A 24,212-nucleotide genomic window follows, 5' to 3' on the forward strand; every position below is an offset into this window, starting at 1 on the left:
CACGTAGCCGCTTGATCTGCGGCAAAGTTGCCTGGTTAGTCTTAGCTCACGGCTAATAGAGGGTCTGCCTGAGTGGCAGCTCGCCTGAGTGGCTTAAAGAATGCGGCCCGGATGCGCCTAGCGCGGGCAGCAGAGGGCGAAACGGCGCGCTGCGCCCTTCGCCAAGCGAGTCGCATCGGGTGGTCGCGCATGGCGACAATGCCACAGCGCCCAGAAGGCCAGCTCCGGCGGCAAGCAGCTGATCACGCCAGTCTCTCGGGCAAACGGCCAGCGACAGTTCGCCCGGCCACCCGGGCGACACACGGCTTGCAGGAGAAACACCAAGGCCTATTCATGGCCAGCAGAGTCACACAGTGGTTAACCCCGGTTAAATCCAGATCTACCTATGCTTAGTTATGCGCTTGCTAAACTTTAAACCTGCCGCTCAGCCCGCCCCGGTTCTCGCCCGACGGGTAAAAACCGCCCTATGTCAGAGCTGCCGCAATCCGCCGCTGGCGATTAGCGGTGGCGCTGAGCACTGGGTTTATACTTGTGCAATATCAGTCGTTGGGCTTGCCAAACCGGCGCCCAACAACCGAGCCTGCAACGGCTCGAACAGCATTGCCCGCGGGCTCACGCTCACTTGTATTGAATTCAGGATGCCGATCATGGCGACAACAAAAAAAACCGCCAAACCGACGCGCGCCTCAAGCCAAGCTAGAGCACCGCAAGCCAAACCCAGTGCTGACGCCCCGGCGCAGGCAAGCCCCAGCAACAGCTTTCCGGTGGTCGGAATTGGTGCTTCCGCCGGCGGACTGGCCGCGTTTGAAGCCTTCTTCTCCGGCATGCCGACTGACAAAGATCCGGGCATGGCCTTTGTGCTGGTGCAGCACCTGGCACCGGACCACAAAAGCCTGCTGAGCGAGTTGATCCAGCGCTATACCCGCATGCCAGTCTTCGAGGTCGAGGATGGTATGCCGGTACAAATCAACTGCATTTACATCATCCCGCCCAACCGCGACATGGCCCTGCTCAATGGCTGCCTGCAATTGCTAGAGCCCGCCGAGCCGCGCGGTCAGCGTTTGCCGGTGGATTTTTTATTTCGATCCTTGGCCCAAGAGCAGCACGAACGCGCCATCGGCATCGTCCTGTCCGGCACCGGCAGCGATGGCACCCTGGGCGTACGGGCGATCAAGGGCGAAGGCGGCATGCTGATGACGCAAAACCCCGAGTCCACCGAGTTCGACGGCATGCCACGCAGCGCTATCGCCACCGGTTTAGTTGACTATCAACTGCCGCCGGCCGAGATGCCTGCGCAACTGATCACCTATGCCGCCCATGCCTTTGGCAAGCCGATGCGCCTTGCCCATGCGGCCACCCCCAACATCGAAGACGCACTGAAAAAAATCTTCATGTTATTGCGTACGCAAACTGGCCACAGTTTTGCCCAATACAAGCCCAGCACCATTCTGCGCCGCATAGAGCGACGCATGGCCGTCCACCAGGTCGACACCATCGATAACTACGTGAAGTATTTGCAGCAGGCGCCGAGCGAGGTGGAGGCGCTGTTTCGCGATGTGTTAATCGGGGTAACCAACTTCTTTCGCGACCCCGAGGTGTTTCAGAGCCTGGAACACGAGGTTATCCCCAAGCTGTTTGCCAATAAAACCGCCGACAGCAGCATTCGGGTCTGGTCGACGGGCTGCTCCACCGGCGAAGAGGCCTATTCGCTGGCCATCTTGCTGCAGGAATACCGCGAGGCGTTTAAACCCAGCTACACCGTGCAGGTGTTCGCCACCGACATCGATAGCCGCGCCATTGCCACGGCCCGCAGCGGGGTATATCCGGCCAGCATCGCCGCGGACATTAGTGCCGAGCGACTGCAGCGGTTTTTCACCCTTGAGCCCGACGGCAACAGCTACCGCATTCACAAAAACATCCGCGACCTGCTGATTTTCTCTGAGCAGAACCTGATCAAAGACCCGCCCTTCTCCAAGCTCGACCTGATCAGTTGTCGCAACCTGCTGATTTATTTCGGTGTGGAGCTGCAACGCAAGCTCATTCCGCTGTTTCACTACGCGCTAAAACCGGGTGGCATACTGCTGCTTGGCACCTCTGAAGGCATCGGCGAATTTGACGAGCTGTTTAGTGTGCAGGACCGCAAAATCAAACTATTTCAACGCAAGGAAGACTTTCATGGCATGCGCCGCACATCCCTTGGCCACCTCTTGTCACCCATGAACAACACCGAGCTAACCAGCGCCCAACCACGCGGCGCAGCCAAAGCTGCGCTGCCACTCAAACTGCCGCTGCGGGAACTGACCGAGCAAGCCTTGCTGCAGCAATTGACGCCGGTCGGCGTACTGGTCAACAGCCTCGGCGACATCCTTTACCTGCATGGCCGCAGCGGCATGTACCTGGAGCCCGCCCAGGGCGAGGCAGGCATCAACAATATTTTTAAAATGGCCCGTGAAGGCCTGCGCCCAGCCTTGACCAGCGGCCTGCTGCACGCCACCAGCAGCAACGAAGTGGTGCATAACCTCGGGCTGCGGGTCAGAACCAACGGTCACTTCAGCTTGGTCAACCTGACCATCCGCCCGGTTAGCAACGGTCCAGCGCTCGGCACGCCCCTCTATCTGATTATTCTGGAGGAAGCCGCAAGCCTTGACCCTGAACAATTGCAGCAGGCGACCGCGCAAGTAAGCAGCAGCGTGCTGAGCCTGGAAGCCGACGTTGACGCGCGCGTCAGTGCCCTCAAACAAGAGCTCTGGAGCAAGGAAGCCTTTCTGCAAAGCACCATTGAAGAGCTGGAAAGCTCCAGTGAAGAGCTCAAATCCTCCAACGAGGAAATGCAGTCGGTTAACGAAGAGCTGCAATCCACCAATGAAGAGCTGGAAACCTCAAAAGAGGAGTTGCAGTCGGTCAACGAAGAGCTGGCCACCGTCAACACCGAGCTGCAGATCAAGGTGCTGGAACTGTCGCGGGCCAACAACGACATGAACAATCTGCTGGCCGGCACCGGCATCGGCACCGTGTTTGTCGACCACAACCTGCGCATCCTGCGCTTCACCCCGGCCGCCTCACGGATTATCAACTTGATCCACAGCGATGTCGGCCGCCCGGTCGGGCATATCGTCTCCAACCTGCTCGGCTACAACAGCCTGGTGGCGGACTTGCAGACCGTGCTGGAAACCCTCACCCCGAAAGAAATCGACGTGCAAACCGCCGAGGGGCGCTGGTTCAAGATGCGCATCCTGCCCTACCGCACCTTGGACAACGTGATCGAGGGCGCGGTGATCACCTATGTCGACATCAACGAGCATGAAACCCTGCGCCTCAATGAGGAGCGCTACCGCCTGGCCGCCAAAGCCGCCCGCGACGTGCTCTGGGACTGGGACATCATCAAGGGCGAGCAGCGCTGGAACGAAGCCGGCATCTCGGTCTTCGGCTGGTCCGAGATCGTCTCGGCAGCCCAATCGGCCAACTGGTGGGCGGAACGCGTGCACCCCGATGACCGCCAGCGGGTGGTCGATGGGCGCAATACTCTGGTGGCAAACTCCGCCCTTAGCCACTGGGAAGACGAATATCAATTTCGCAAGGCCGATGGTGGCTATGCCATGGTGCTGGATCGCGGCTTTGTGCTGCGCAACGCGCAGGGCCTAGCACTGCGCATGATCGGCGCTATGCTCAACATTACCGAACGCAAACAGGTCGAGAATGCCCTACGCGTGAATGAAGAGCGTATGCGGGTGGCCCTGAGCGCCTCGCCAGTGATGGTGTTTAACCAAGATAAGGAGCTGCGTTACACCTGGGTCTACAACCCCCAGCCCGGCTTCGTCGCCGAGCAGTACCTGGGCAAGACCGATGCCGATTTGTTACCCGCGCATGAGGCCGCCCTCCTCACGGCGATCAAGCGCGAGGTACTGGAAAGCGGCGTTGGCAGCCGGCAAAAAGTGCCCACAAGCAAAAATGACAAACCCAGCTTTACTGATTTAACCGTAGAACCATTGCGCGATACTGCGGGCAGCGTCATCGGTATCACTTGCGCCGCAATGGGCGCTAGCAGCTAGCGCTCCAGCAGTCGCGGATGAGGGGCCGCAACGATGAAAAAACGCCTTATTCACAACGACCAAGTATCCCCTGCGGCAAGCCCAAAAACGCTGCTACGCCAGCGCGCCGAAAAAATTGCGACACAGATGTCGACGTCACCCTTGCAGGGCGGCGAGGCCAGCGGGCAAACGCTGCATGAGTTGCGCGTCCATCAAATTGAACTGGAGATGCAAAACGAGGAGCTGCACCGCACTCAGGCGCAGCTCGAAACCGCTCGCGAACGCTACTTTGTGCTCTACGACCTGGCACCGGTCGGCTACTGCACCCTCAACGAGCACAGCGTGATCCTGCAAGCCAACCTCACCGCCGCTACCCTGCTGGGACTGACTCGCAGCGAACTGCTCAAGCAACCACTGTCGCGCTTTATCCTGCGCGATGACCAAGATATTTTTTACCGCCTGCGTAAACGCCTGCTTGCCACCGGCGAGCCGCAGTCGTGCGAGTTGCGCATGCTGAAATCCGCCGGCCAACTGTTTTGGGCACAACTGCACGCCGCCAGCAGCCAAGACGACAGCGGCGTACCGACACTGCGTATCGTGCTGAGCGACTGCAGCATGCGCAAACAAGCCGAAGAAAAACTCGAGCTGGCCGCCAGCGTGTTCTCCCACTCCCACGAAGGCATCATGATCATTGCGGCCGACAGCACCATCATCATCAACGTCAACGCCGCCTTCACTCGCATCACCGGCTACAGCCGTGACGAAGCCCTCGGCCAAACCCCACTTTTACTCAACTCTGGCCGTCAATCCAAAGAGTTTTATACGGCTATGTGGCGCACTCTGAAGCAAAAAGGCCACTGGTACGGCGAGGTATGGAATAAACGTAAAAACGGTGAGATCTATGTCGAGATGCAAACCATCAGCGCCGTACGCGATGCCCGCGGCAACCTCGCACAATATGTAACGCAGTTCTCCGACATCACCGAAGCCAAGCAGCACCAACGCGAGCTGGAGCACATCGCCCACTACGATGCCCTGACCACCCTGCCCAACCGCGTACTACTGGCCGACCGCCTACACCAGGCCATAGTGCAAACCCTGCGCCGCGGAAACCTGCTGGAGGTGGTGTTTCTCGACCTCGACGGCTTTAAGGTGATCAACGACAAATACGGCCATGAAGCCGGCGATCAACTGTTAATCGCCCTGGCCGCCGGCATGAAACAAGCCCTGCGCGAGTGCGATACCCTCGCCCGCATTGGCGGCGACGAGTTCGTTGCAGTACTGGTTGATTTACCCGATGTGGCCAGCAGCATGCCGATGCTCGAGCGCCTGCTTACTGCGGCTTCCCGGCCCGTACAAGTGGGCGAGTTCATGCTGCAAGTATCGGCCAGCATGGGCGTAACCTTCTGCCCGCAGGAGCAAGAGGTGGATGCCGACACACTGCTGCGCCAGGCCGACCAAGCCATGTACCAGGCCAAATTGGCCGGCAAAAACCGCTCGCACTTCTTCGACCTGGAGCAAGACCGCAACGTGCGCAGCCACCACGAAAGCCTGGCGCACATTCGCCAAGCGCTGGCGGCCCACGAGTTCGTGTTGCACTACCAGCCCAAGGTCAACCTGCGCACGGGCGCAGTCATCGGCGCCGAAGCCCTGATCCGTTGGCAACACCCGCACCGCGGCCTCTTAGCGCCGGGCGAGTTCCTGCCGGTGATCGAAAACCACCCGCTGGCAATCGAAATCGGTGAATGGGTGCTAACCAGCGCCCTGACGCAGCTCGAGCGCTGGTATGCCGACGGGCTGGATATCAGCGTGAGTGTGAATATCGGCGCCCTTCAGTTACAACAAAAAGACTTTGTCACCCGCCTGCTGAGCATTCTGGCCACGCATCCACAGGTCAATCCGAACAACCTTGAACTGGAGGTTCTGGAGACCAGTGCCCTGGAAGACATCGCCCATGTGTCACGCGTTATCCTGGCCTGTCAGGCAATCGGCGTAAGGTTTGCCCTGGATGACTTTGGTACCGGCTATTCCTCCCTGACCTACCTCAAGCGCCTGCCCATTACCCTGCTCAAAATTGACCAGAGTTTCGTCTGTAACATGCTCAATGACCCGGATGATTTATCCATTCTAAAAGGCGTAATCAGCCTAGCCAGCGCCTTCCACTTACAGGTGATCGCCGAAGGGGTCGAAACCGTGGAGCACGCTGCCATGCTGCTGCAATTGGGCTGCGAGCTGGCCCAGGGCTATGGCATCGCCCGGCCCATGCCGGCGCACCAACTGCCCAGCTGGGCCGCCGACTGGTGGTTGCGTTCTGACTGGAACAAATTACCGCAACTAAGCCAAGCGGATTTACCGCTGTTGTTTGCCGGTGTCGAGCTACGCGCCTGGACCAATGCCCTGGAAAGCCATCTCAAGGGCGAGCGCCCAAGCCCACCGCCACTCAATGCCCAGCACAGCCATTTCGGCCAGTGGCTCAAAGACGATGGCTTAACCCGCCACGGCAACCGCGCCAGCTTTGCTGGCATCAACGCCCTGCACGAACGCCTGCATGCCCTGGCAACTGAGTTGTGTGAACTGCAAAACAGCAGCCAAGCACCCGCAGCCCTTGCCCGTTTTGGCGAACTGGATGATTTGCAAGTGACACTACTCGAGCAATTGCGGCTATTGATGACGGACAACCGCCCAGCCTGACGCCAAACCTCGTCAGTGCTGCAGATGCCCGTAGAGCTTGGCGTACAGACCGCCGTCGGCGATCAGCTGATGGTGTTCGCCTTCTTCGGCGATGCGCCCACCGTCGAACACCAGCACCCGATCAGCCTGTTTCACCGCCGACAGGCGATGGGCGATGATCAGGGTGGTGCGGCCACTCAAGAAGCGCCCGAGGGCCTGATGCAGGGCGTATTCGGTGGCGGCATCCAAGGCTGAAGTAGCCTCGTCGAGAATCACCACTTTCGGCTCGGCCAGGACCATTCGGGCAATCGCCAAGCGCTGCCGCTGGCCGCCGGAGAGGCGCACGCCAGAGCGGCCGACTATGCTGTCCAGGCCTTGCGGCAAGACCCGAATGGCCGGTGCCAATTGGGCGATTTCCAGGGCGCGCCAGCAAGCCTCGTCGCTGCGCTCACGGCCCATGCACAGGTTGGCGCGCACCGTGTCGTTGAACAGCGCCGGGTGTTGCAGCACCACCGCGACGTTCTCGCGCACGGTGTCCAGGCCAATTTCCTGCTGGGTGGCACCGGCATAGCTAATGGTGCCGGCTTGCGGCGTGTAAAGGCCGAGCAGCAGTTGCACCAAGGTACTTTTGCCGCCGCCGCTGGCGCCGACTATGGCGACTTTTTCCCCGGCGGCGATGCTCAGGTTGAGGTCATCGAGCACCGGCTCGTCGTTATAGGCAAAGCGCAGGCCGCGCACCTCGATACCGACGGTGGTCTGGCCCAGAAACGGGTCGATCTGGCTCGGGTAGTGCGGCTCATCATTGCGCGCCAGCAGCTCGTTGATTCGCGTCAGCGCGCCACCGGCGGCGTAGTAGGCGTATTGCAGGCTGAGCAGTTGCTCGACCGGGCCGATCATAAACCACAGGTAGCTGAACACCGCGAGCATCTGGCCAATCGACAGGTCAGAGAACAACACGGTGAGCATCGCGGCGGCGCGAAACAGGTCGATACCAAACTGGAACAACAGACCGCTGGCGCGGCTGGAGGCATCGGTCTTCCACTGTGAGGCCACGGCGTAATCGCGCACCTGTTGCGCCCGCTGGCCGAGGCGGCCCAAGAAGAACCCCTGGCGGTTGCCGGCGCGAATTTCCTGAATGGCATCCAGGGTTTCCGCCAGCGCCTGGGTGAAACGCGCGGTGCTGTCGTTTTCCAGCTTCTTCAGGTGTTTAACCCGTTTGCCCAGCTGCACCGTGGCGTAGACCACCAGCGGATTGAACAGCAAAATCAGCAGTGCCAGCTGCCAGTGCATCCACAACAGAATCGCTGCGGTGCCGGTCAGGGTCAGAATCGCCACCAGCAAGCGGCTGAGGGTTTCGCCGACAAATTTGTCGAGGGTGTCCAGATCGGTGACCAGGTGAGTGGTTACCGTACCCGAGCCCAAGTCTTCGTATTCGCTGAGGGAGATGCGTTTGAGCCGCTCGATCAGCCGCATCCGAATGCGGTAGACGATATCTTTCGACAGCCGCGCAAACAGCCGCGCCTGCAACACGTTAAACAGCAAGGAGGCGCTGCGCAGCAGCAGCGTCAGCAGCAGCATCAGGCCGATATAACCCAGCGCCTGCTGGGCGCCGACTGGCAAAAAGCGGTTCATCACTTGCAACGCCGCGTCGCCATTGCCCAGCAACACTTCGTCGACCAACAGCGGCAGCAACAGCGGAATCGGCACGCTGCACAGGGTGGTCAACACCGCCACCAGATTGGCGATCAGCAAGGCCTTCTTGTGCTGCAACGCCAGCCGGCGGATCTCGGCCCAGCTCAGTTGGTCGAAGCGCGACGGCTCAAGCATGGGCAGCCCGCTCCAGCCAGCGGGCCAATAGCGGCTGCAGCTGTTCGAGCGGTTGATAACCATTGGTGAGCAGCGCCAGCTGGCCGTCACGCTCGGCCAGCAGGGTCGGAAAACCGGCGATGCCTAAGTCCTGCACCCAGCTGAAATCGGCCTGGGTGGCCGCCTGCATCTGCGGGCTATCGAAGGCTTCGGCAAACTCACTGCGGGGCAAGCCCGCGGCTGCAGCCAGCTCACGCAGCACGCCAGCCTGAGTGACATCGCGACCTTCGCAGTAGAAGGCTTGCTGGATCAGCTCCAGCAACGGCCAGACCCGCATCGCGTCCAGCTGCCGAGCCGTCACCAGGGCGCGGCAGGCCGGTTCTGTGTGGTACACCAAGCCTTCCGGCAAGCCTTCATTGAAATTGAACATTTGCCCGGTGCTGGCATTTACCGCCTGCCAGTGGGCCAGAATCCGCACCCGTCCGGCGGGCTCCAGGGCCGCTTGCTCCTTGCGCAAACCGCCCACCACCAACTGCATCGGCACCCCGGCAGCCGCTGCCTGCTCCGCCAATGCCGCCAACACCGGGGCAAAGCCCCAGCACCAGGAACACATTGGGTCCATCACATAGAGCAGGCGTGCGTGCATGGTTTAGGCCTCTTTTTTCAGCCGTGGATTGAAGCCCAGCGGATGCGGTTGGTTGCGGGCCTTGGCCAGCTCGATTTGCTTTTGCCGCTCACGGGCGCCGGCGCGGGTTTTCTCGCTGAGGCTGTCCCAGCAATGCGGGCAACTGACGCCGGCCACATAGTGTTGCGACTGGCAATCTTCGACCGAGATCGGCGTGCGGCACGCATGGCACTGGTCGTACTCGCCCTCGGACAAATCGTGGCGCACGGTCACGCGGTTATCAAACACGAAGCAGTCGCCCTTCCACAGGCTTTGCTCCTGCGGCACTTCTTCGAGGTATTTAAGGATGCCGCCCTTGAGGTGAAACACCTCGGCATAGCCCTGACCGAGCATATAGCTGGAGGCTTTCTCGCAGCGGATGCCGCCGGTGCAGAACATCGCGACCTTCTTGTGCTTGGCCGGGTCGAAATTGGCTTGCACGTAGTCGGGAAATTCGCGAAAGCTCTTGGTTTGCGGGTCGATGGCGCGCTCGAAAGTGCCGATCGACACTTCGTAATCGTTGCGCGTATCGATCACCAGCACCTCGGGATCGGCGATCAATGCGTTCCAATCCTGGGCCTCGACATAGGTGCCGACCTGCTGATTAGGGTCGACGCCCGGCACGCCGAGGGTGACGATTTCGGTCTTCAGCTTGACCTTGCTGCGATAGAACGGCTGCTCATCGCAATAGGATTCTTTGTGGTCGATGTCGACAAAGCGCGGGTCGCGCTTAAGCCAGGTTAGCAGGCCGTCGATGCCGGCGCGGGAGCCGGCGACCGTGCCGTTAATGCCTTCGGCGGCGATCAGCAAGGTGCCTTTGATGCCGTTATCCAGCAGGCTTTGCTGCAAGGGTTCGCGCAGTGCCACGTAGTCCGGCAGGCTGACGAATTTGTACAGCGCCGCCACGACGATGGGCGGGGTTGGGGTGTTGTTCATCGGTAATTGCTCCAGGTGGTCATCCGCGTAAAGGACGGACCGGGTCGATTGAAACAACAACGCCGGCTAAGCCGGCGTTGTTAAAATCAAGCGCAATGGTAACAGATAGCTTGGCGGCAAATCAGCCGCACCGCTATCCGCTCAACCCCTCTTGCTTGCCCCGCTGCAGGTTGGCGAAGCCGGTGCCGCGCCCTGCGCAAGCCATTCATCGGGCGTGTAGGTATGCAGCGCCAGGGCATGCACTTGGCCCATCAACTCGCCCAAGCAGGCATACACCCGCTGATGACGCTTGACCGCGCCCAGCCCGGCAAACAGCGGCGTAACCAGCACCACCTTGTAGTGCGTCTCTAGGCCACGGCTGTGCATATGGCTCTCATCCAGCACCTCGAGGTGCTCGGGTTGCAAAGCCTGCAAGGTTGTTTGCAACTGCTCACGCATGCTCATGGCCGCTATTCCTTAAGGCTTTTTCGCCGCAGGCTTAGCTGCTGCAGGCTCTAGCTGGCTCATCATCTCGGCCAACAATTTATTCACTTCTGGCACTGCGGTTTCAAGACGCTTCTGGGTGAGCTGCGCCGACTGGCCACTGAGGGCTGGCATTTTTTCCATCAGCTTCTTACCCAATGGCGACTGGTAGAACTCGATCAGTTCTTTCAGTTCGCTTTCAGTGAAGTTGCTGGTGTAGAGCGTAATCATTTCCGGTTTGATCTGTTTCCAACCGACGGCTTTTTCCAGCACGGCATTGGCTTTGGCTTGGTAGCTTTCCAGCAGGGCTTTCTTCGAGTCAGCGCCATTGGCTTGGGCAAAACGCTGGGCGAACATTTGCTGCACTTGCGCAAAGACCGGAGTGGCGAGTTTGTCCGCATGGGCTAACAGCAGGAATTTCTCGGCATCAGCCGCTTGGCTTTTGGCATCAGCCAGTACTTGGCCGCTGGCACAGACAAACAGCACAGCGGTACAGATAGCGCGAAAACGAGTCATTTTGAGTCCTTGTTTGATAAAAATTATCCGGCGGCGGCCATTCTGCGCCAAAGCGCGTTGAAGGCTCAAGCAGCTTAAAGGTTGGGTCGATGCACACATCAAGTGGCAAATCCTCCCAACAACTTTCGCATCCCAGCCCGAAAGGAACAGCTCCAGAGCCTAAACTCTAATGACAGCCATTTAGGAGTTAGCCCCATGAGTCGCATTGAAACTGACAGCCTTGGCCCTATTGAAGTTCCCACCGAGGCCTACTGGGGCGCCCAGACCCAACGCTCACTGACTTACTTCTCGATTGGCCAGGAGTCGATGCCGCTGGCCGTGGTGCATGCCTTGGCGCTGATCAAAAAAGCCGCGGCGCGGGTCAATCTGCGCAACGGCGCCCTACCGGCAGAGTTGCAGCAACTGATCGAACAAGCGGCCGACGAGGTACTGGCCGGCCAGCATGATGCCGAGTTTCCCTTGCGGGTCTGGCAGACCGGCAGCGGCACCCAGAGCAATATGAACGTCAACGAGGTGATTGCCGGGCGCGCCAATGAACTGGCCGGCCAGCCGCGCGGCGGCAAGTTGCCGGTGCACCCCAACGATCACGTCAATTGCTCGCAAAGCTCCAACGACTGCTTCCCCACCGCCATGCATATCGCCGCCCTCTTGGCAGTGCGCGAGCAACTGTTGCCGGCGCTCCACGAACTGTCGGCCGGTATCGCCGTGCACGCCGAACAGCATGGCGATTTACTGAAAAGCGGTCGCACCCATCTGATGGATGCCACGCCCATCAGCTTTGGCCAGGAACTCTCGGCCTTTGTCGCCCAACTCGGCTATGCCGAAGACGCCATCAACGCCAGCCTGCCGGCCGTTTGCCAACTGGCCCAGGGCGGCACGGCAGTGGGCACCGGCCTGAATGCGCCGGCCGATTTCGGCGCGGCCATAGCCGCAGAGCTGGCCAGCCTCAGCGGTTTGCCACTGCTCTCGGCGCCCAACAAGTTTGCCGCCCTGGCCGGCCACGAAGCCTTGGTCAGCCTCAGTGGCGCACTGAAAACCCTGGCGGTATGCCTGATGAAGCTGGCCAACGATTTACGCCTGCTCGGCTCCGGGCCACGCACCGGGTTTGCCGAAGTGCGGCTGCCGGCGAATGAACCCGGCAGTTCGATCATGCCCGGCAAGGTCAACCCGACTCAGTGCGAAGCCTTGTCGATGATTGCCTGCCAGGTGCTGGGCAACGATGTGACCATCGGCTTCGCCGCCAGTCAGGGGCAATTGCAGCTGAATGTCTTCAAACCGGTGATCATCTACAACCTGCTGCAGTCGATTGAACTGCTCAGCGCTGGCTGCCACAACTTCCAGCAACACTGCATCGCCGGCCTCGAAGCGGATGCCGCGAAAATGGCCGAACACTTGCAAAACAGCCTGATGCTGGTGACCGCACTCAACCCTCATATCGGCTACGACCAATCCGCACAGATCGCCAAACAGGCCTATCAAGAAGGCAGCACCTTGCGCAGCGCCGCCTTGGCTTTGGGCTTTGTCACAGCCGAACAATTTGATCAGTGGGTGCGCCCGGAGCTGATGCTCGGCAGCGGGCCAAACGAAGAAAAAGCCGCGAAATAGTCACTAAAATGACGTCAAACAAATGAAAAACAGTCAAAAAAACCTGTTTTCGCTGCTTTTCTGACCATTAGTCGCCAATGGCCATCAGGCAAATTTTGCTGGTTAGACTGAAGGGGAACGACTCGTAGTGGAGTAATAAGCATGTTTGGTCAACGTAGAATCGATCCAACCCCCGGCACGCACTACCGTTGCGAACGGGTCAGTGCCGTCAACGGTCAGTACTTCTTTTCCACCCGCGAGGGCAGTTTGGAAGGGCCGTACTTCACCCGTGTTGATGCTGAGCGCGAGATTTATTGCTACATCCGCCGCATGATCCAAGCCAAGGACATCATCGAAAGTCGAGCGTTTTAAACCTTAGGGCGTACAGAGCCAATAAAAAACCGCGCCTGACAGAGCGCGGTTTTTTATTGGCCGTTTTTTGCTCAACGCACCGCTTCGAACAACCCGGTAGCGCCCATGCCACCACCTACGCACATGGTGACGATGCCATAACGCAGGTTACGTCGTTGCAGCTCGCGCACCAGATGACCGACCTGGCGTGAACCGGTCATACCAAAAGGGTGGCCGATAGCGATAGCGCCGCCATTGACGTTGTATTTCTCGTTGTCGATACCGAGAAAATCACGGGCATACAGGCACTGGGAGGCGAAGGCTTCATTCAGCTCCCACAGGTCGATGTCGGCAATCTGCAGGCCACGGGCTTTGAGCAGCTTGGGCACCGAATACACCGGGCCTATGCCCATTTCATCGGGCTCACAACCGGCCGCGACAAAACCACGAAAGAACGCCCGCGGCTTGAGGCCCAATTCAAGGGCCTTGTCCAAGCTCATGACCAGGGTCATGGAGGCGCCATCGGACAGCTGCGAAGCATTGCCGGCGGTCACCGAACCGTCCTCGGCGAATACCGGCTTGAGCGACGCCAGGCTGGCCAGGGTGGTGTCGGCACGGTTGCAGTCATCGCGATCAACGATGCCCTCGACCAGGCTCTTCTCACCCGTGGCCTTGTCTTCAACCTGGTATTTCACTGCCATCGGCACTATTTCGTCGTCGAACAGACCTTCGGCCTGGGCCCGCGCGGTGCGCTGCTGGCTTTGCAGGGCGTACAGGTCCTGCTGCTCGCGGGTCACGCCATAACGCCGCGCGACTATCTCGGCGGTCTGCCCCATGGGGAAGTAAATGCCCGGCAGACTCTGCTGGATCAGCGGATTAAACAGCTGGTTGGTGTTCATGTTCTTCATGGTCATGGTGATCGACTCGACCCCACCGGCCACGATCACATCGCTGCACCCCGAAGCGATCTGGTTGGCGGCAATCGCAATGGCCTGCAACCCTGAGGAGCAATAACGGTTGAGCGTCATGCCGGCGACATCCTTGCCCAACTTGGACAACACCGCGACGTTACGGCCGATATTCATGCCCTGGGCGCCTTCGTTGGAGCCGGCGCCGACGATGCAATCGTCGACCAACGCCGGGTCCAGGCCGCTGCGCGCCAGCAAGGCATTCACGCAATGGGCTGCCATGTCATCCGGGCGGGTTTGATTGAACTTGCCACGAAAGGACTTGGCCAAGCCTGTACGCACACTGTCGACTATTACTACTTCACGCATGACGTTTCTCCGGTTCGGGTGGTCGCTAACAGTAGAATAAAAGCACAGCGGCGCTGGCGACGAGAATTATTCATTACCCGTATGCAGCGCCATCCAGGCCAGACTCAATCACGGGCATAGGCCGCCGCCAGGGCATCGTTGATGGTGCGCAGCACCTTGACCCGGGCAAAGCGTTTGTCATTGGCTTCCACCAGCGTCCAGGGGGCAATTTCGCTGCTGGTACGGTCGACCATATCACCCACGGCATCGCTGTATTGCGGCCATTTATCGCGATTACGCCAGTCGTCTTCGGTGATCTTGAAGCGCTTGAAGGGAATCTGCTCGCGCTCCTCAAAGCGTTGCAGCTGGGTGTTTTGGTCGATCGACAGCCAGAATTTCACCAGCACCACGCCGGCGCGGGTGAGCTGCTCTTCGAAGTCATTGATCTCGCCGTAGGCGCGCAGCCAGTCGGCCGGGCTGCAAAAGCCTTCGATCCTCTCAACCAACACCCGCCCATACCAGGAGCGATCAAACACGGTGAACTTGCCGCGTCCCGGAATATGTCGCCAAAAACGCCACAGATAGGGTTGCGCGCATTCCTCCTCGGTCGGTGCGGCAATCGGCACTATGCGGTACTGGCGCGGGTCCAGTGCTGCGGCCACCCGGCGAATAGCGCCGCCCTTGCCGGCTGCATCATTGCCTTCAAACACCGCCACCAGCGCATGCTTGCGAAAGCGTTTGTCGCGCATCAACCCCGACAGCCGCGCCTGCTCGGCCGCCAGTTGCTCTTCGTAGTCACTTTTCTCCAGCCGCTGGCTCATGTCCAAGCTGTCAAGCAAACCGAGGTTATCCAAGCTGGCGATTAGCGGCGCGGCATGGGGGCTGCGCTGCGGCGACTGTTGATTTTGCAGGGCGACTTGCAATCCCTCGAGCAAAATCCGCCCAACCGTCAGGCTGCGGTAGTACTGATTCGCCCCTTCGACCACATACCAAGGCGCATAGTCGCGGCTGCTACGGCGCAAGATGCGCTCACCAAAGCGGACAAACTTGTCGTAGGTTTTCGACTGCTGCCAGTCCAGCGGGCTGATCCGCCAGCAGTGCAGTGGATCATCTTTGAGGGTATTGAGACGGGCCTTCATTTGTTTTTTTGACAGATGAAACCAGAACTTAAAGATCAACGCGCCTTCATCGCAGAGCATCTGTTCCAGCCGCTGGGCGCCATCGATGGCCTGATCGAGCACCGCCGTCTTGATCCGGCCATCGACGCGACCCTGCAGCATTTGGCTGTACCAGTTGCCGAAGAAAATGCCCATCTGCCCTTTCGGTGGCAGTTGCCGCCAATAGCGCCACGCCGGCGGGCGGGCCAACTCCTCGTCGGTTTGTTGGTCAAAGGTGCTGACCTGAATCAGCCGCGGGTCCATCCACTCATTCAGTAGCTTGACGGTTTCGCCTTTGCCGGCGCCTTCAACGCCATTAATCAACACAATCACCGGGAAGCGCGACTGCTGCTTGAGTTCAAACTGCGCCTCCAACAGCGCCTCGCGCAGGGCCGGCACGGCGGCGTCATAGGCGTCTTTATCAATGGCGTGACCAATTTCGGCGGATTCAAACATAAGCATCTCCAAAGCTGAATAGGCCCAGCCTAGCGGATCATGGCCACAGTTGTCTGGCCGGCCACGCAAGCATTGCCGCAGATCAAATTGGCTGGCGCAGATCGGCTAGCAGGCCGTTGAAAAATGTAGCGAGCGACGGCTAGGCAAGGCGAAATCAGCCGAAAAAGCGCAGTGTACGAGTAGTACATGAGCATTTTGAGGCTGATTTCAACGCCGCATAGCCGAGCGCAGTAGTTTTTCACGGCCTGCTAGAATGCCCGCCTGGTTTTTAAGGTTCCGCCCATGAGCGATCACCCCACGTCCGCTTCATCCCCCTATGCGCAACTCGACTGGGATGCCCAGGGCCAGCCACGCTCGCAGCTATTTGCCGATGTGTACTTTGCCACCGACGGCGGCCTGGCCGAGACCCGCCATGTGTTTTTAGAGCAGAACGCGCTGGCCCAGCGTTTTGCCGAGCTGCCCGCCGGCGGCCAGTTGGTGATAGGGGAAACCGGCTTTGGCACCGGATTGAATTTTCTCTGTGCCTGGCAACTGTTCGAGCAAACCGCTCCCGGCGATTGCCGCCTGCACTTTGTCAGCGCCGAGAAATACCCGCTGACCCGCAGCGATCTGCAGCGCGCTTTGGCCCTCTGGCCGGAGCTGGCCCGCTATAGCGAACAGTTGCTGGCGCAATACCTGGCCGTGCATCCGGGTTTTCAGCGTTTCACCTTAAGCAGCGGGCGGGTCAGCCTGACGCTGTTGATCGGCGATGTCCTGGAGCAATTGCCCCAGCTGGACGCACCCATCGACGCCTGGTTTCTCGACGGCTTTGCCCCCCAGCGCAACCCACAAATGTGGTGCCCAGAGTTGTTTGCTGAGCTGGCCCGCTTGTCCCATCCGGGCACCACCTTGAGTACCTTTTGCAGCGCCGGTGACGTGCGCCGGGCCTTGAATGCCGCCGGTTTCAAGATGCAACGGGTGCCCGGCAGCGGCCGTAAGTGGGAAGTGCTCAAAGGTCAATTTATTGGCCAGACCACGCCCGCGGTAAAACCCTGGTTCGCCCGCCCGAGCTTTAATCCGGCCGCGCGCCAGGCTTTGGTGATAGGTGCGGGGCTGGCCGGTTGCTCCAGCGCCGCCAGCCTGGCCGCCCGCGGCTGGCAAGTCACTTTACTGGAGCGCCACGGCGCACTGGCGCAAGAAGCCTCGGGCAATCCCCAGGGGGTGCTCTACCTCAAACTGTCCGCCCACGGCACCGCCTTGTCGCGGCTGATCCTCAGTGGTTTCGGTTACACCCGGCGTTTGCTGGAGCAACTGCACAACAACGACTGGGCCGCCTGCGGCGTGCTGCAACTGGCCTTGAACGAGAAGGAACTGGCCCACCAGACCCAGTTGGCAGCGGCCTTCCCCGCCGATTTATTGCAGCCCCTGAGCCAGCCGCAAGCCGAAAGCCGCGCCGGCATCGCCCTGCCAGCAGGCGGGCTGTTTTATCCCGACGGCGGCTGGGTGCATCCGCCGGCGCTGTGCCAGTTGCTGGCCAAACACCCGCAGATTCGCCTGCTGACCCATAGTGATGTACTCGAACTTGAGCGTCATCCCGACGGCTGGCAGGCCTGCAGCCAGGGGCAGTTATTGGCCAGCGCGCCGGTGGTGGTGCTGGCGGGCGCCACCGATATTCGCAACTTTGCCCAGGCGGCTGGGTTGCCGCTCAAGCGCATTCGCGGGCAAATTACCCGCCTGCCACAAACTGCGGCCAGTGCGGCGTTGCGCACCGTGGTCTGCGCCGAAGGCTATATCGCCCCGGCCCATGCCGGCGAGCACTGCCTGGGCGCCAGCTTTGATATGCACAGCCAAGAGCTGGCAACCACCGCTGCCGAGCACCGCAGTAATTTGCGCTTGCTGGAAGAAATCTCCAGCGACTTGAGTGCACGCTTACAGGCCGCGCAACTCGATCCGAGCCAGCTGCAGGGGCGCGCCGCGTTTCGCTGCACCAGCCCGGACTACCTGCCGATTGTTGGCCCACTGGCGGATGCTTCTGCCTTTCTCCGGCAATACGCCAAGCTGGGCAAGAATGCTAACTGGCGCACCGACCTGCCCTGCCCCTGGCTGGACGGCTTGTATGTCAACAGCGGTCACGGCTCGCGGGGTTTGATCAGCGCGCCCTTGTCCGGCGAACTGCTGGCCGCCTGGCTAAATAACGAGCCATTGCCGCTGCCGCGCGCGGTCGCGGAGGCCTGTCACCCCAATCGCTTTGCCCTGCGCAATTTGATCCGCGGCAAATAGCCCAGCCAGCCAACGCGCCAGCGCACAAACGCTATGCTCTAAGAGCTGCTGCCCGAGCGCGACACAAGCGCGCCGAGATCAACCGCGACTGCGCGGTTAATGTCGGCGAAATCCCTCAGCCAGGCGCATAAAACGCCACTTGAACAACAGCCAACATGTCGGCACAGTGCGCTGCGGACATATTACAAAAAGAGGTCCTTTAATGCCTCGCATTAGTCTGTTGCTGTTATGGCTGTTGTTAAGCAATGCCGCCTGGGCGCTGTCACCCGTCAACCTGGACTCCGATGACCTGCGCCTGTCGCTCGGCCCGAACATGGGCTATTTGGAAGACCCCAACGGCACACTCAGCCTGCAACAAGTGCAAGCGCTGCCCAATGAGCGCTTTCAGGCGGTCAACGGCGACCATGCCAACCTGGGCAAAAACGCCTCGGTGTGGTGGTTTCGGGTCGACCTTACCAACCACCGCCCACACACCTTGCCGGGTTTTCTCGAGGTTAATTACCCGCTCCTCGACGACCTTAAGGTGTACCTGCAAGGCCCCGACGGCAGTCTGCAAAGCCAAGCAAGCGGCGACATCTTTGCCTTCGCCAGCCGCCCGGTGCAGGTACGCAACTTCTGGTTTCCACTGGATTTAGCCCGTGGCACCAGCCAATTAACCCTGCGCATTGAAACCACCAGCACCGTGTTCGTGCCGGTGTTCTTCAGCACCTATGCCGCCAGCGCCGCCGCCCAAGAAAACCTGATGGGCTGGAGCGGCGCCTTCTATGGCGTGCTGTTCGCGATGATTTTCTACAACCTGTTTCTGTTTGCCTCCCTGCGCGAGCCGGCGTACTTCTGGTACCTGGCTTACGGCGTCAACGTCGGACTGCTGGCGGCCTGCTTCGATGGCATGCTGTTTAAACTGCTGCCCGAACATGTGGCCTTGCAGTCGGTGAGCATCTACATCCTGATGTACGTGCAATGTTTGGCCGCCGCACAGTTCAGTCGACATTTTTTGCATACCAAACACTTTTTCCCGCGCTTGGACACTGGCCTGCGCCTGTTGATCCTGGTGATTTTCGCCTTGTTGGTTTCCGGCCTGCTGCTAGACCTGCAAACTTGGAACATCCTGGCCAGCGTGACGCTGCTCAGCACTTCCCTGGGGCTGTTTCTGGTGGGCATCTACGCCTGGCGCAAGGGCGTGCGTTACGGCTCTTACTACACCCTGGCCTGGAGCGTGCTGCTGACCGCCTTCGTGATAGTCACTGCGGCCTCGCTGGGCTTTGAACTGTTTGGCCTGTTTGGCTCCACGGTGGTCAAAATCGGCGTCACCATTGAGCTGATCACGCTGTCCATCGGCCTCGCCGACCGAATTAACGTGCTTAAAGATGAAGGTTTCAACTCACGCCAGGAAGCCCTGCAAGCCACCCTGGCCAACCAGGCCAAGGGCCGCTTCCTGGCGACCATGAGCCACGAAATCCGCACGCCCATGAACGGCGTACTAGGCATGCTGCAACTGCTAAAAGAAACCCCGCTGGATCGCAGCCAGCGTTTTTATGTCGACACCATCGCCAGCTCGGGTAAGTCGCTGTTGGCGGTGATTAACGACATTCTCGACTATGCCCGCATCGAATCCGGCAAGTTGAGCCTGGAACAGATTGAGTTTGATCTCGAACAGTTGCTGTCCGAAACCATCAGCCTGTTCACCGCCCAAGCACTGGAGAAGCGTCTGCGCCTGTATGTCAGCCTCGAAGATGGCGTGCCGCAGTACATAGTCGGTGACCCGACCCGGCTCAAGCAGGTGCTGATGAACCTGCTCAGCAACGCCTTGAAGTTCACCGCCGAAGGCCATGTGACGATCAACATCTGCCGGCGCAACAATGCCCCAGAGCAAACGCAGTTGCTGTTTAGCATCCAGGACAGCGGTATCGGCATCAGCGCCGAAGGCCAAGCGCAACTGTTCGACTCCTTCGCCCAAGGCGACTCCACCACCACCCGCCGTTATGGCGGCAGCGGCTTGGGCTTGGCCATCAGCAAAGAACTGGTCACCATGATGGGCGGTCAGATCGCAGTGCACAGCAGCCCAAGCGAAGGCACCTTGTTTACCTTTAACCTGCCGCTGCAACATAACCCACAGCAGCAGGATGCCCTGGCCACCTTACTCAACGGTCGCACTGCCCTGCTCACCTCGCTAGACGGTCAAGGCCTGGACGCCCTCGGCCTGCTGCTCAACCGTTGGGGCATGCGCACCGAACGCTGCCAGACGCCAGAGCGGCTGCTCAGTTGCCTGGCTGAATACAGCGCACCGCCACTCTTGGTCTTGATGTCGCCGTGGCCCGGCAGCGTCACCAGCTGGCTGGAGCCGCTGCGTGGGCACCTGCAACCCGACCAGCCAATTTTGCTGCTCTGCCCGCCAGCCCAAACCGCACAGTTGCCAAATATTCCCCAGCTGCGCCTGCAAAGCCTGCCACAACCGCTGACCATCACCGAGTTGCGGCAAAGTTTGCTGGAGTTGTACCAGCCAACACCTGTCGCAGCGCCCGCAGTGGTGGCTGCGCTGGTGGCTAAAACCCGCGCCAGTCCCTGCGTTTTGGTCGCCGAAGACAATCCGGTCAACCAGTTGGTGGCCCAAGGCTTGCTGAAAAAACGTGGCTATAACCCACGGGTAGTCAACAACGGCGCCGCCGCCGTGGCCGAGTACCGCCGCTCACCGAGCAGCATTGAGCTGATCTTGATGGATTGCGAAATGCCGGAGATGGATGGCTTCGAAGCCACCCGGCAAATCCGCTTGTTTGAGCAGCAACAACACCTACCTGCAGTGCCGATCATCGCCTTGACCGCCCATGTGTTTGAGCAATATCAGCAGTTGGGCGTGGCGGCCGGCATGGACGACTTCATCGGCAAACCCCTGGACAGCCAGCTGCTGTTCGAGCGCATCGAGCATTTTTTGCATAACAAGGCGGCGCTCGATAGCTGAGCCCATAGTCACGACAAACCTGGCCAGACACTCGACAGCTGCTAACATCGCCCGGCGCTGAGGAGGCGCCAACCATGTTAATCGCCCAAGAGTTGCTTGAAGCCGACACCCTGACCCGTCTGATTGAAGACTTCGTCACCCGCGAGGGCACCGACAATGGTGATGAAACCCCGCTCGAGACCCGCGTTACACGGGTTCGCTTGGCCCTCAACAAGGGCAGCGCGGTAATTGCTTTCGACCCCGACAGCCAGCAATGCATGCTGCTGCTAAAGCACGATGTACCGCGCGAATGGCTCGCGTAAGCCGGCACGCAGTAATTCGTAGGGTGGGTTAGCGGCGCGGGCGGTGGTTATTTGCATCACCGCGCGAGCCGGGCGCCGCGTAACCCACCATGCGGTGTGCAACACATACCAGGGAGATAACCCAAGTTAACCGCGCAGCCCCTCGCGCTCCCACACGCAACGCACCCGCATGTCGCTTTCTTGCGGGCTATGAAAGCCGCGTTCCGAGTCCCAGCGAAAGGTATGGCAACCGTTCAGCTCGGTCTCCAGGTGCACCACGGCGCTAGCCCAGTAGAGGTTCTTCAACAGCGCCTCGAACTGCTCGATCCACAGCCGCCATTCGTACTCCAGCGCCCTATAGCTCGCGCCAAAGTGGATGACCTGGGTTTGATACAGGCCTTCGCCCTCAGTCGCGCAATTGGAAAACATCTCGCGGCCCAGAAACGGCCAGGCCTCGCCGCTGGGCAAGCTGGCCAGCACTTGGCGATTAGTCTCGCGGCGCAAACAGCGCTGCTCTAAATGCTCAGACGGCCAGTCGCGGATGCAGCCGTAGACGATTGACTCAGACTCCACACTGTCGCTCCAGAAAATCCGTGCAGCCTTCTAACACGCTGCAGAGCGGGAGGAAAGGAACTAACCGACAAAATTTTGACCCTTGCCCGGTTTGCCCGCCCGCAAGCGCCAGGCAAACACACACAGCAGCCCCGCCATGACCGTCAGCGCCACAAAGGGCCACTGGTAATTGCCGCTTAAATCACGGCCCCACCCGGTCAATACCGGCGTCAGGCTGGCCAGGCTGTAGCCGGCGCAGAGCATCATCGAGGTCCAGCGACTGACCGCCAAGGGTGAGTCCACCTCGTACAGCGGCAGCACCATCGACAAGGCGAACGAGCCGCTCAGGCTCATGCCCAACAACACCGCCCAAAGCTGCGGCAACAGCAACGGCTGGAAGGTAATCATAGCCAAACACAGCAGGCTGATCAGGCCACAGCCGAGTAGCAGCTCGTAGCGATTATCGCGGCGCTGGGCGATCCAGGGCAGTAGAAAAGAACTCGGCAAACCCACCAGCATCAACAAACTGAACAGGTTGTTGCTGTCCAGCAAGCTCAAGCCCGCCTGGTGATAGCGCGCCACCAGCCAAGTGGCCAAGGTGTAGAACAACCCGGCCTGAATCGCAAAGAACGCGGTAATCAGCCAGGCTCGCGGCTCACGCCACGGCAGCCCAGTTGCCTGTGACTCACCGATTGGCGCCACCGACTGATTCGGCAAGCACGCCCACAACAACAGCGCCAACAACGCCGGCACGCTCCACACCGCCAATCCCCAGGTCCAGCCGTGGGCCAACCAGGTTTCCGCCGGCGCCGTCAGCACCACGCCCGAGGCGCCACCGATGGTCATGCTCAGCGAATACCAGGCCACCACCCGGCCAATATGGCCATGGAAATGCTGGCGAATAAAGCCCGACAACAAGGGCCCGGCAATCGCGATACCGGCGCCGAGCAGGGCGGCGCTACTGATCAGCACCACGCTGCGCTGGCCTTCAAAGCGCACCAACAAGGCCAACAGAATCAGCCCAAGGCAAACGCTAATGGTCCGTTCCAGGCCAAAACGCAGCGCCACACGCGGCGCAAAAGGCGCCAGCAAACCCATGCACAGCACCGGCAAGGCAGTGACCAGGCTGACCAAGCCACGGCTCAGCGACAGGTCAGTGGCGATACGTTCAATCAGGGGGGCAAAGGAGGTGATGCCGGGGCGAAGATTAATCGCCGCCAGCACCAGAGCCAGCAGATACAGGGCTCGGGGAGCAACTTTCACGGGACTCTCAGTGTTTGGCGTCAGGACAGGAGCGCCACCCTACCCCTGCCCCGCGCCCGCCAGCAACCCCAGCCGGACATTTTCTGTCCGAGCAGACAGAAAACAATCCAAGTTTACAGGCGCAGAGGGATCAGACCGCGGCGGCCTTTTTGCGCATCTTGCCGGCCATGCTGACCATCTCGTTGTACAACAATTGCGGGGTCTTCTGCTTCAAGGCCCAGGCCATACGGCCCTGCTCGTGGGGCAAAATCATAAACTCGCCACGCTCGATGGCCTGGTAGATGTAGTCGGCAATTTCGGCCGCGCTGATCGGCGAGCTTTCCAGTAACTTGCCGACCTGCTGCTTCATCGCCGGCGTCGGGCCGCGGAAGGAGTCCATCAGATTGGTCTGGAAGAACGACGGACAGACCACATGCACGCCGACTTCTTGCTCTTTCAGTTCAATCAGCAAACTTTCCGAGAGCGCCACCACACCGGCTTTGGCGACGTTGTAGTTGCTCATGGCCGGGCCCTGCATCAGCGCGGCCATGGAGGCAATATTGACGATCTTGCCGTGACTGCTGGTCAGCAATGGCAAGAAGGCCTTGCAGCCTTTAACTACGCCCATCAGGTTGATGGAAATCTGCCAGTCCCAATCTTCCAGTGACAGCTCATCGAAAAAGCCACCCGAGGCCACCCCGGCGTTATTGACGATCACGTCGATGCCGCCGAGCTTCTCTTCGCACGCCTGGGCCAAGGCGGTGAGCTGGCTGTAATCGCGCACATCGCAGCGCTGGGTAAAGCCATCGCCACCGGCGGCGCGCACCAACTGCAGCGTCTCGGCCAAGCCGGCATCATTGACATCCGAGAGCGCCAGCTGCCAGCCCTCACGGGCCCAACGCAAGGCAATTTCGCGGCCAAGACCTGAACCTGCACCGGTAATCATCATGCGCTTTTGCATCTTTAGGCCTATTTGCTGGGGGGAGTAGAGAGTAGTCAGCAGTGTAACCAGGGCCTGGCGCCGCCTGGAGCGTTA

17 protein-coding genes are annotated in these 24,212 nt (G+C 60.1%); 7 read left to right on the plus strand and 10 right to left on the minus strand.

What is annotated here, in order from left to right; genetic code table 11:
* Positions 1–647 precede the first annotated feature (647 nt).
* Together Q8R10_RS06500 and Q8R10_RS06505 are read left to right on the plus strand one after the other, a co-directional pair.
* Positions 648–4,049: a chemotaxis protein CheB gene (locus tag Q8R10_RS06500; RefSeq protein WP_305652127.1), complete on the plus strand. Its 3,402-nt coding sequence runs from the start codon at positions 648–650 to the stop codon at positions 4,047–4,049.
* Positions 4,050–4,175: 126 nt separating this feature from the next.
* Positions 4,176–6,719 (plus strand): EAL domain-containing protein, encoded by a 2,544-nt coding sequence (locus tag Q8R10_RS06505; protein ID WP_305652129.1) that lies wholly within the window; start codon positions 4,176–4,178, stop codon positions 6,717–6,719.
* 12 nt (positions 6,720–6,731) lie between these two features.
* Here the strand turns inward: Q8R10_RS06505 and Q8R10_RS06510 are convergent, their stop codons facing one another.
* From Q8R10_RS06510 to Q8R10_RS06530, 5 genes are all read right to left on the minus strand, one after another.
* Entirely contained in the window at positions 6,732–8,525 is a 1,794-nt protein-coding gene (locus Q8R10_RS06510; RefSeq protein WP_305652131.1) for an ABC transporter ATP-binding protein, read from the minus strand.
* Positions 8,518–9,150, minus strand: coding sequence for a DsbA family protein (locus Q8R10_RS06515; RefSeq protein ID WP_305652133.1), 633 nt, complete (start codon positions 9,148–9,150; stop codon positions 8,518–8,520). Before Q8R10_RS06515 ends, Q8R10_RS06510 begins: the two co-directional genes overlap by 8 nt.
* A 3-nt stretch (positions 9,151–9,153) precedes the next feature.
* Entirely contained in the window at positions 9,154–10,104 is a 951-nt protein-coding gene (locus Q8R10_RS06520; protein WP_305652135.1) for a rhodanese-related sulfurtransferase, read from the minus strand.
* A gap of 141 nt (positions 10,105–10,245) precedes the next feature.
* Positions 10,246–10,548, minus strand: coding sequence for a BolA family transcriptional regulator (locus Q8R10_RS06525; RefSeq protein ID WP_305652136.1), 303 nt, complete (start codon positions 10,546–10,548; stop codon positions 10,246–10,248).
* A 12-nt stretch (positions 10,549–10,560) separates the two neighbouring features.
* Positions 10,561–11,082: a DUF2059 domain-containing protein gene (locus Q8R10_RS06530; protein ID WP_305652138.1), complete on the minus strand. Its 522-nt coding sequence runs from the start codon at positions 11,080–11,082 to the stop codon at positions 10,561–10,563.
* A gap of 195 nt (positions 11,083–11,277) precedes the next feature.
* Here Q8R10_RS06530 and Q8R10_RS06535 point away from each other — a divergent pair, with 195 nt between their 5' ends.
* Both Q8R10_RS06535 and Q8R10_RS06540 read left to right on the plus strand, forming a co-directional pair.
* The gene (locus Q8R10_RS06535) at positions 11,278–12,687 is read left to right on the plus strand and encodes a class II fumarate hydratase (protein WP_305652140.1); all 1,410 of its coding nucleotides are present in this window, start codon (positions 11,278–11,280) and stop codon (positions 12,685–12,687) included.
* Between the two features lie 141 nt (positions 12,688–12,828).
* Positions 12,829–13,038, plus strand: coding sequence for a DUF6316 family protein (locus tag Q8R10_RS06540; protein ID WP_305652141.1), 210 nt, complete (start codon positions 12,829–12,831; stop codon positions 13,036–13,038).
* Between the two features lie 71 nt (positions 13,039–13,109).
* On the opposite strand, the gene Q8R10_RS06545 is transcribed toward Q8R10_RS06540, so the two are convergent.
* Positions 13,110–14,294, minus strand: coding sequence for a thiolase family protein (locus tag Q8R10_RS06545; RefSeq protein WP_305652143.1), 1,185 nt, complete (start codon positions 14,292–14,294; stop codon positions 13,110–13,112).
* A gap of 104 nt (positions 14,295–14,398) precedes the next feature.
* Positions 14,399–15,886: a polyphosphate:AMP phosphotransferase gene (gene pap / locus Q8R10_RS06550; RefSeq protein ID WP_305652145.1), complete on the minus strand. Its 1,488-nt coding sequence runs from the start codon at positions 15,884–15,886 to the stop codon at positions 14,399–14,401.
* A 282-nt stretch (positions 15,887–16,168) separates the two neighbouring features.
* On the opposite strand from pap, the gene mnmC reads away from it, so the two are divergent.
* The 3 genes from mnmC (at position 16,169) to Q8R10_RS06565 (ending at position 21,403) form a co-directional block, all read left to right on the plus strand.
* On the plus strand, positions 16,169–18,145 hold the full coding sequence (gene mnmC, locus Q8R10_RS06555; RefSeq protein ID WP_305652147.1) for a bifunctional tRNA (5-methylaminomethyl-2-thiouridine)(34)-methyltransferase MnmD/FAD-dependent 5-carboxymethylaminomethyl-2-thiouridine(34) oxidoreductase MnmC: 1,977 nt from the start codon (positions 16,169–16,171) through the stop codon (positions 18,143–18,145).
* A gap of 202 nt (positions 18,146–18,347) precedes the next feature.
* Positions 18,348–21,101, plus strand: coding sequence for a hybrid sensor histidine kinase/response regulator (locus Q8R10_RS06560; RefSeq protein WP_305652149.1), 2,754 nt, complete (start codon positions 18,348–18,350; stop codon positions 21,099–21,101).
* Positions 21,102–21,175: 74 nt separating this feature from the next.
* Positions 21,176–21,403 (plus strand): YheU family protein, encoded by a 228-nt coding sequence (locus Q8R10_RS06565; RefSeq protein WP_305652151.1) that lies wholly within the window; start codon positions 21,176–21,178, stop codon positions 21,401–21,403.
* Between the two features lie 126 nt (positions 21,404–21,529).
* On the opposite strand, the gene Q8R10_RS06570 is transcribed toward Q8R10_RS06565, so the two are convergent.
* From Q8R10_RS06570 to Q8R10_RS06580, 3 genes are all read right to left on the minus strand, one after another.
* Entirely contained in the window at positions 21,530–21,955 is a 426-nt protein-coding gene (locus tag Q8R10_RS06570) for a hypothetical protein (RefSeq protein WP_305652153.1), read from the minus strand.
* Between the two features lie 60 nt (positions 21,956–22,015).
* Positions 22,016–23,197, minus strand: a complete 1,182-nt coding sequence (locus Q8R10_RS06575; protein WP_305652155.1) for a CynX/NimT family MFS transporter — start codon at positions 23,195–23,197, stop codon at positions 22,016–22,018.
* A 130-nt stretch (positions 23,198–23,327) separates the two neighbouring features.
* Positions 23,328–24,137, minus strand: a complete 810-nt coding sequence (locus Q8R10_RS06580; protein ID WP_305652157.1) for an SDR family oxidoreductase — start codon at positions 24,135–24,137, stop codon at positions 23,328–23,330.
* Positions 24,138–24,212: the final 75 nt, after the last annotated feature.

This window comes from Pseudomonas sp. (assembly GCF_030698175.1).
Lineage (GTDB): Bacteria > Pseudomonadota > Gammaproteobacteria > Pseudomonadales > Pseudomonadaceae > Aquipseudomonas.

Coding starts and splice junctions, on each gene's coding strand:
- Q8R10_RS06505 (WP_305652129.1), top strand. CDS start 4,176: ATGTCGACGTCACCCTTGCAGGGCGGCGAGGCCAGCGGGCAAACGCTG.
- Q8R10_RS06535 (WP_305652140.1), top strand. CDS start 11,278: ATGAGTCGCATTGAAACTGACAGCCTTGGCCCTATTGAAGTTCCCACC.
- Q8R10_RS06565 (WP_305652151.1), top strand. CDS start 21,176: ATGTTAATCGCCCAAGAGTTGCTTGAAGCCGACACCCTGACCCGTCTG.
- Q8R10_RS06510 (WP_305652131.1), bottom strand. CDS start 8,525: ATGCTTGAGCCGTCGCGCTTCGACCAACTGAGCTGGGCCGAGATCCGC.
- pap (WP_305652145.1), bottom strand. CDS start 15,886: ATGTTTGAATCCGCCGAAATTGGTCACGCCATTGATAAAGACGCCTAT.
- Q8R10_RS06500 (WP_305652127.1), top strand. CDS start 648: ATGGCGACAACAAAAAAAACCGCCAAACCGACGCGCGCCTCAAGCCAA.
- Q8R10_RS06530 (WP_305652138.1), bottom strand. CDS start 11,082: ATGACTCGTTTTCGCGCTATCTGTACCGCTGTGCTGTTTGTCTGTGCC.
- Q8R10_RS06540 (WP_305652141.1), top strand. CDS start 12,829: ATGTTTGGTCAACGTAGAATCGATCCAACCCCCGGCACGCACTACCGT.
- Q8R10_RS06525 (WP_305652136.1), bottom strand. CDS start 10,548: ATGAGCATGCGTGAGCAGTTGCAAACAACCTTGCAGGCTTTGCAACCC.
- mnmC (WP_305652147.1), top strand. CDS start 16,169: ATGAGCGATCACCCCACGTCCGCTTCATCCCCCTATGCGCAACTCGAC.
- Q8R10_RS06515 (WP_305652133.1), bottom strand. CDS start 9,150: ATGCACGCACGCCTGCTCTATGTGATGGACCCAATGTGTTCCTGGTGC.
- Q8R10_RS06520 (WP_305652135.1), bottom strand. CDS start 10,104: ATGAACAACACCCCAACCCCGCCCATCGTCGTGGCGGCGCTGTACAAA.
- Q8R10_RS06580 (WP_305652157.1), bottom strand. CDS start 24,137: ATGCAAAAGCGCATGATGATTACCGGTGCAGGTTCAGGTCTTGGCCGC.
- Q8R10_RS06560 (WP_305652149.1), top strand. CDS start 18,348: ATGCCTCGCATTAGTCTGTTGCTGTTATGGCTGTTGTTAAGCAATGCC.
- Q8R10_RS06545 (WP_305652143.1), bottom strand. CDS start 14,294: ATGCGTGAAGTAGTAATAGTCGACAGTGTGCGTACAGGCTTGGCCAAG.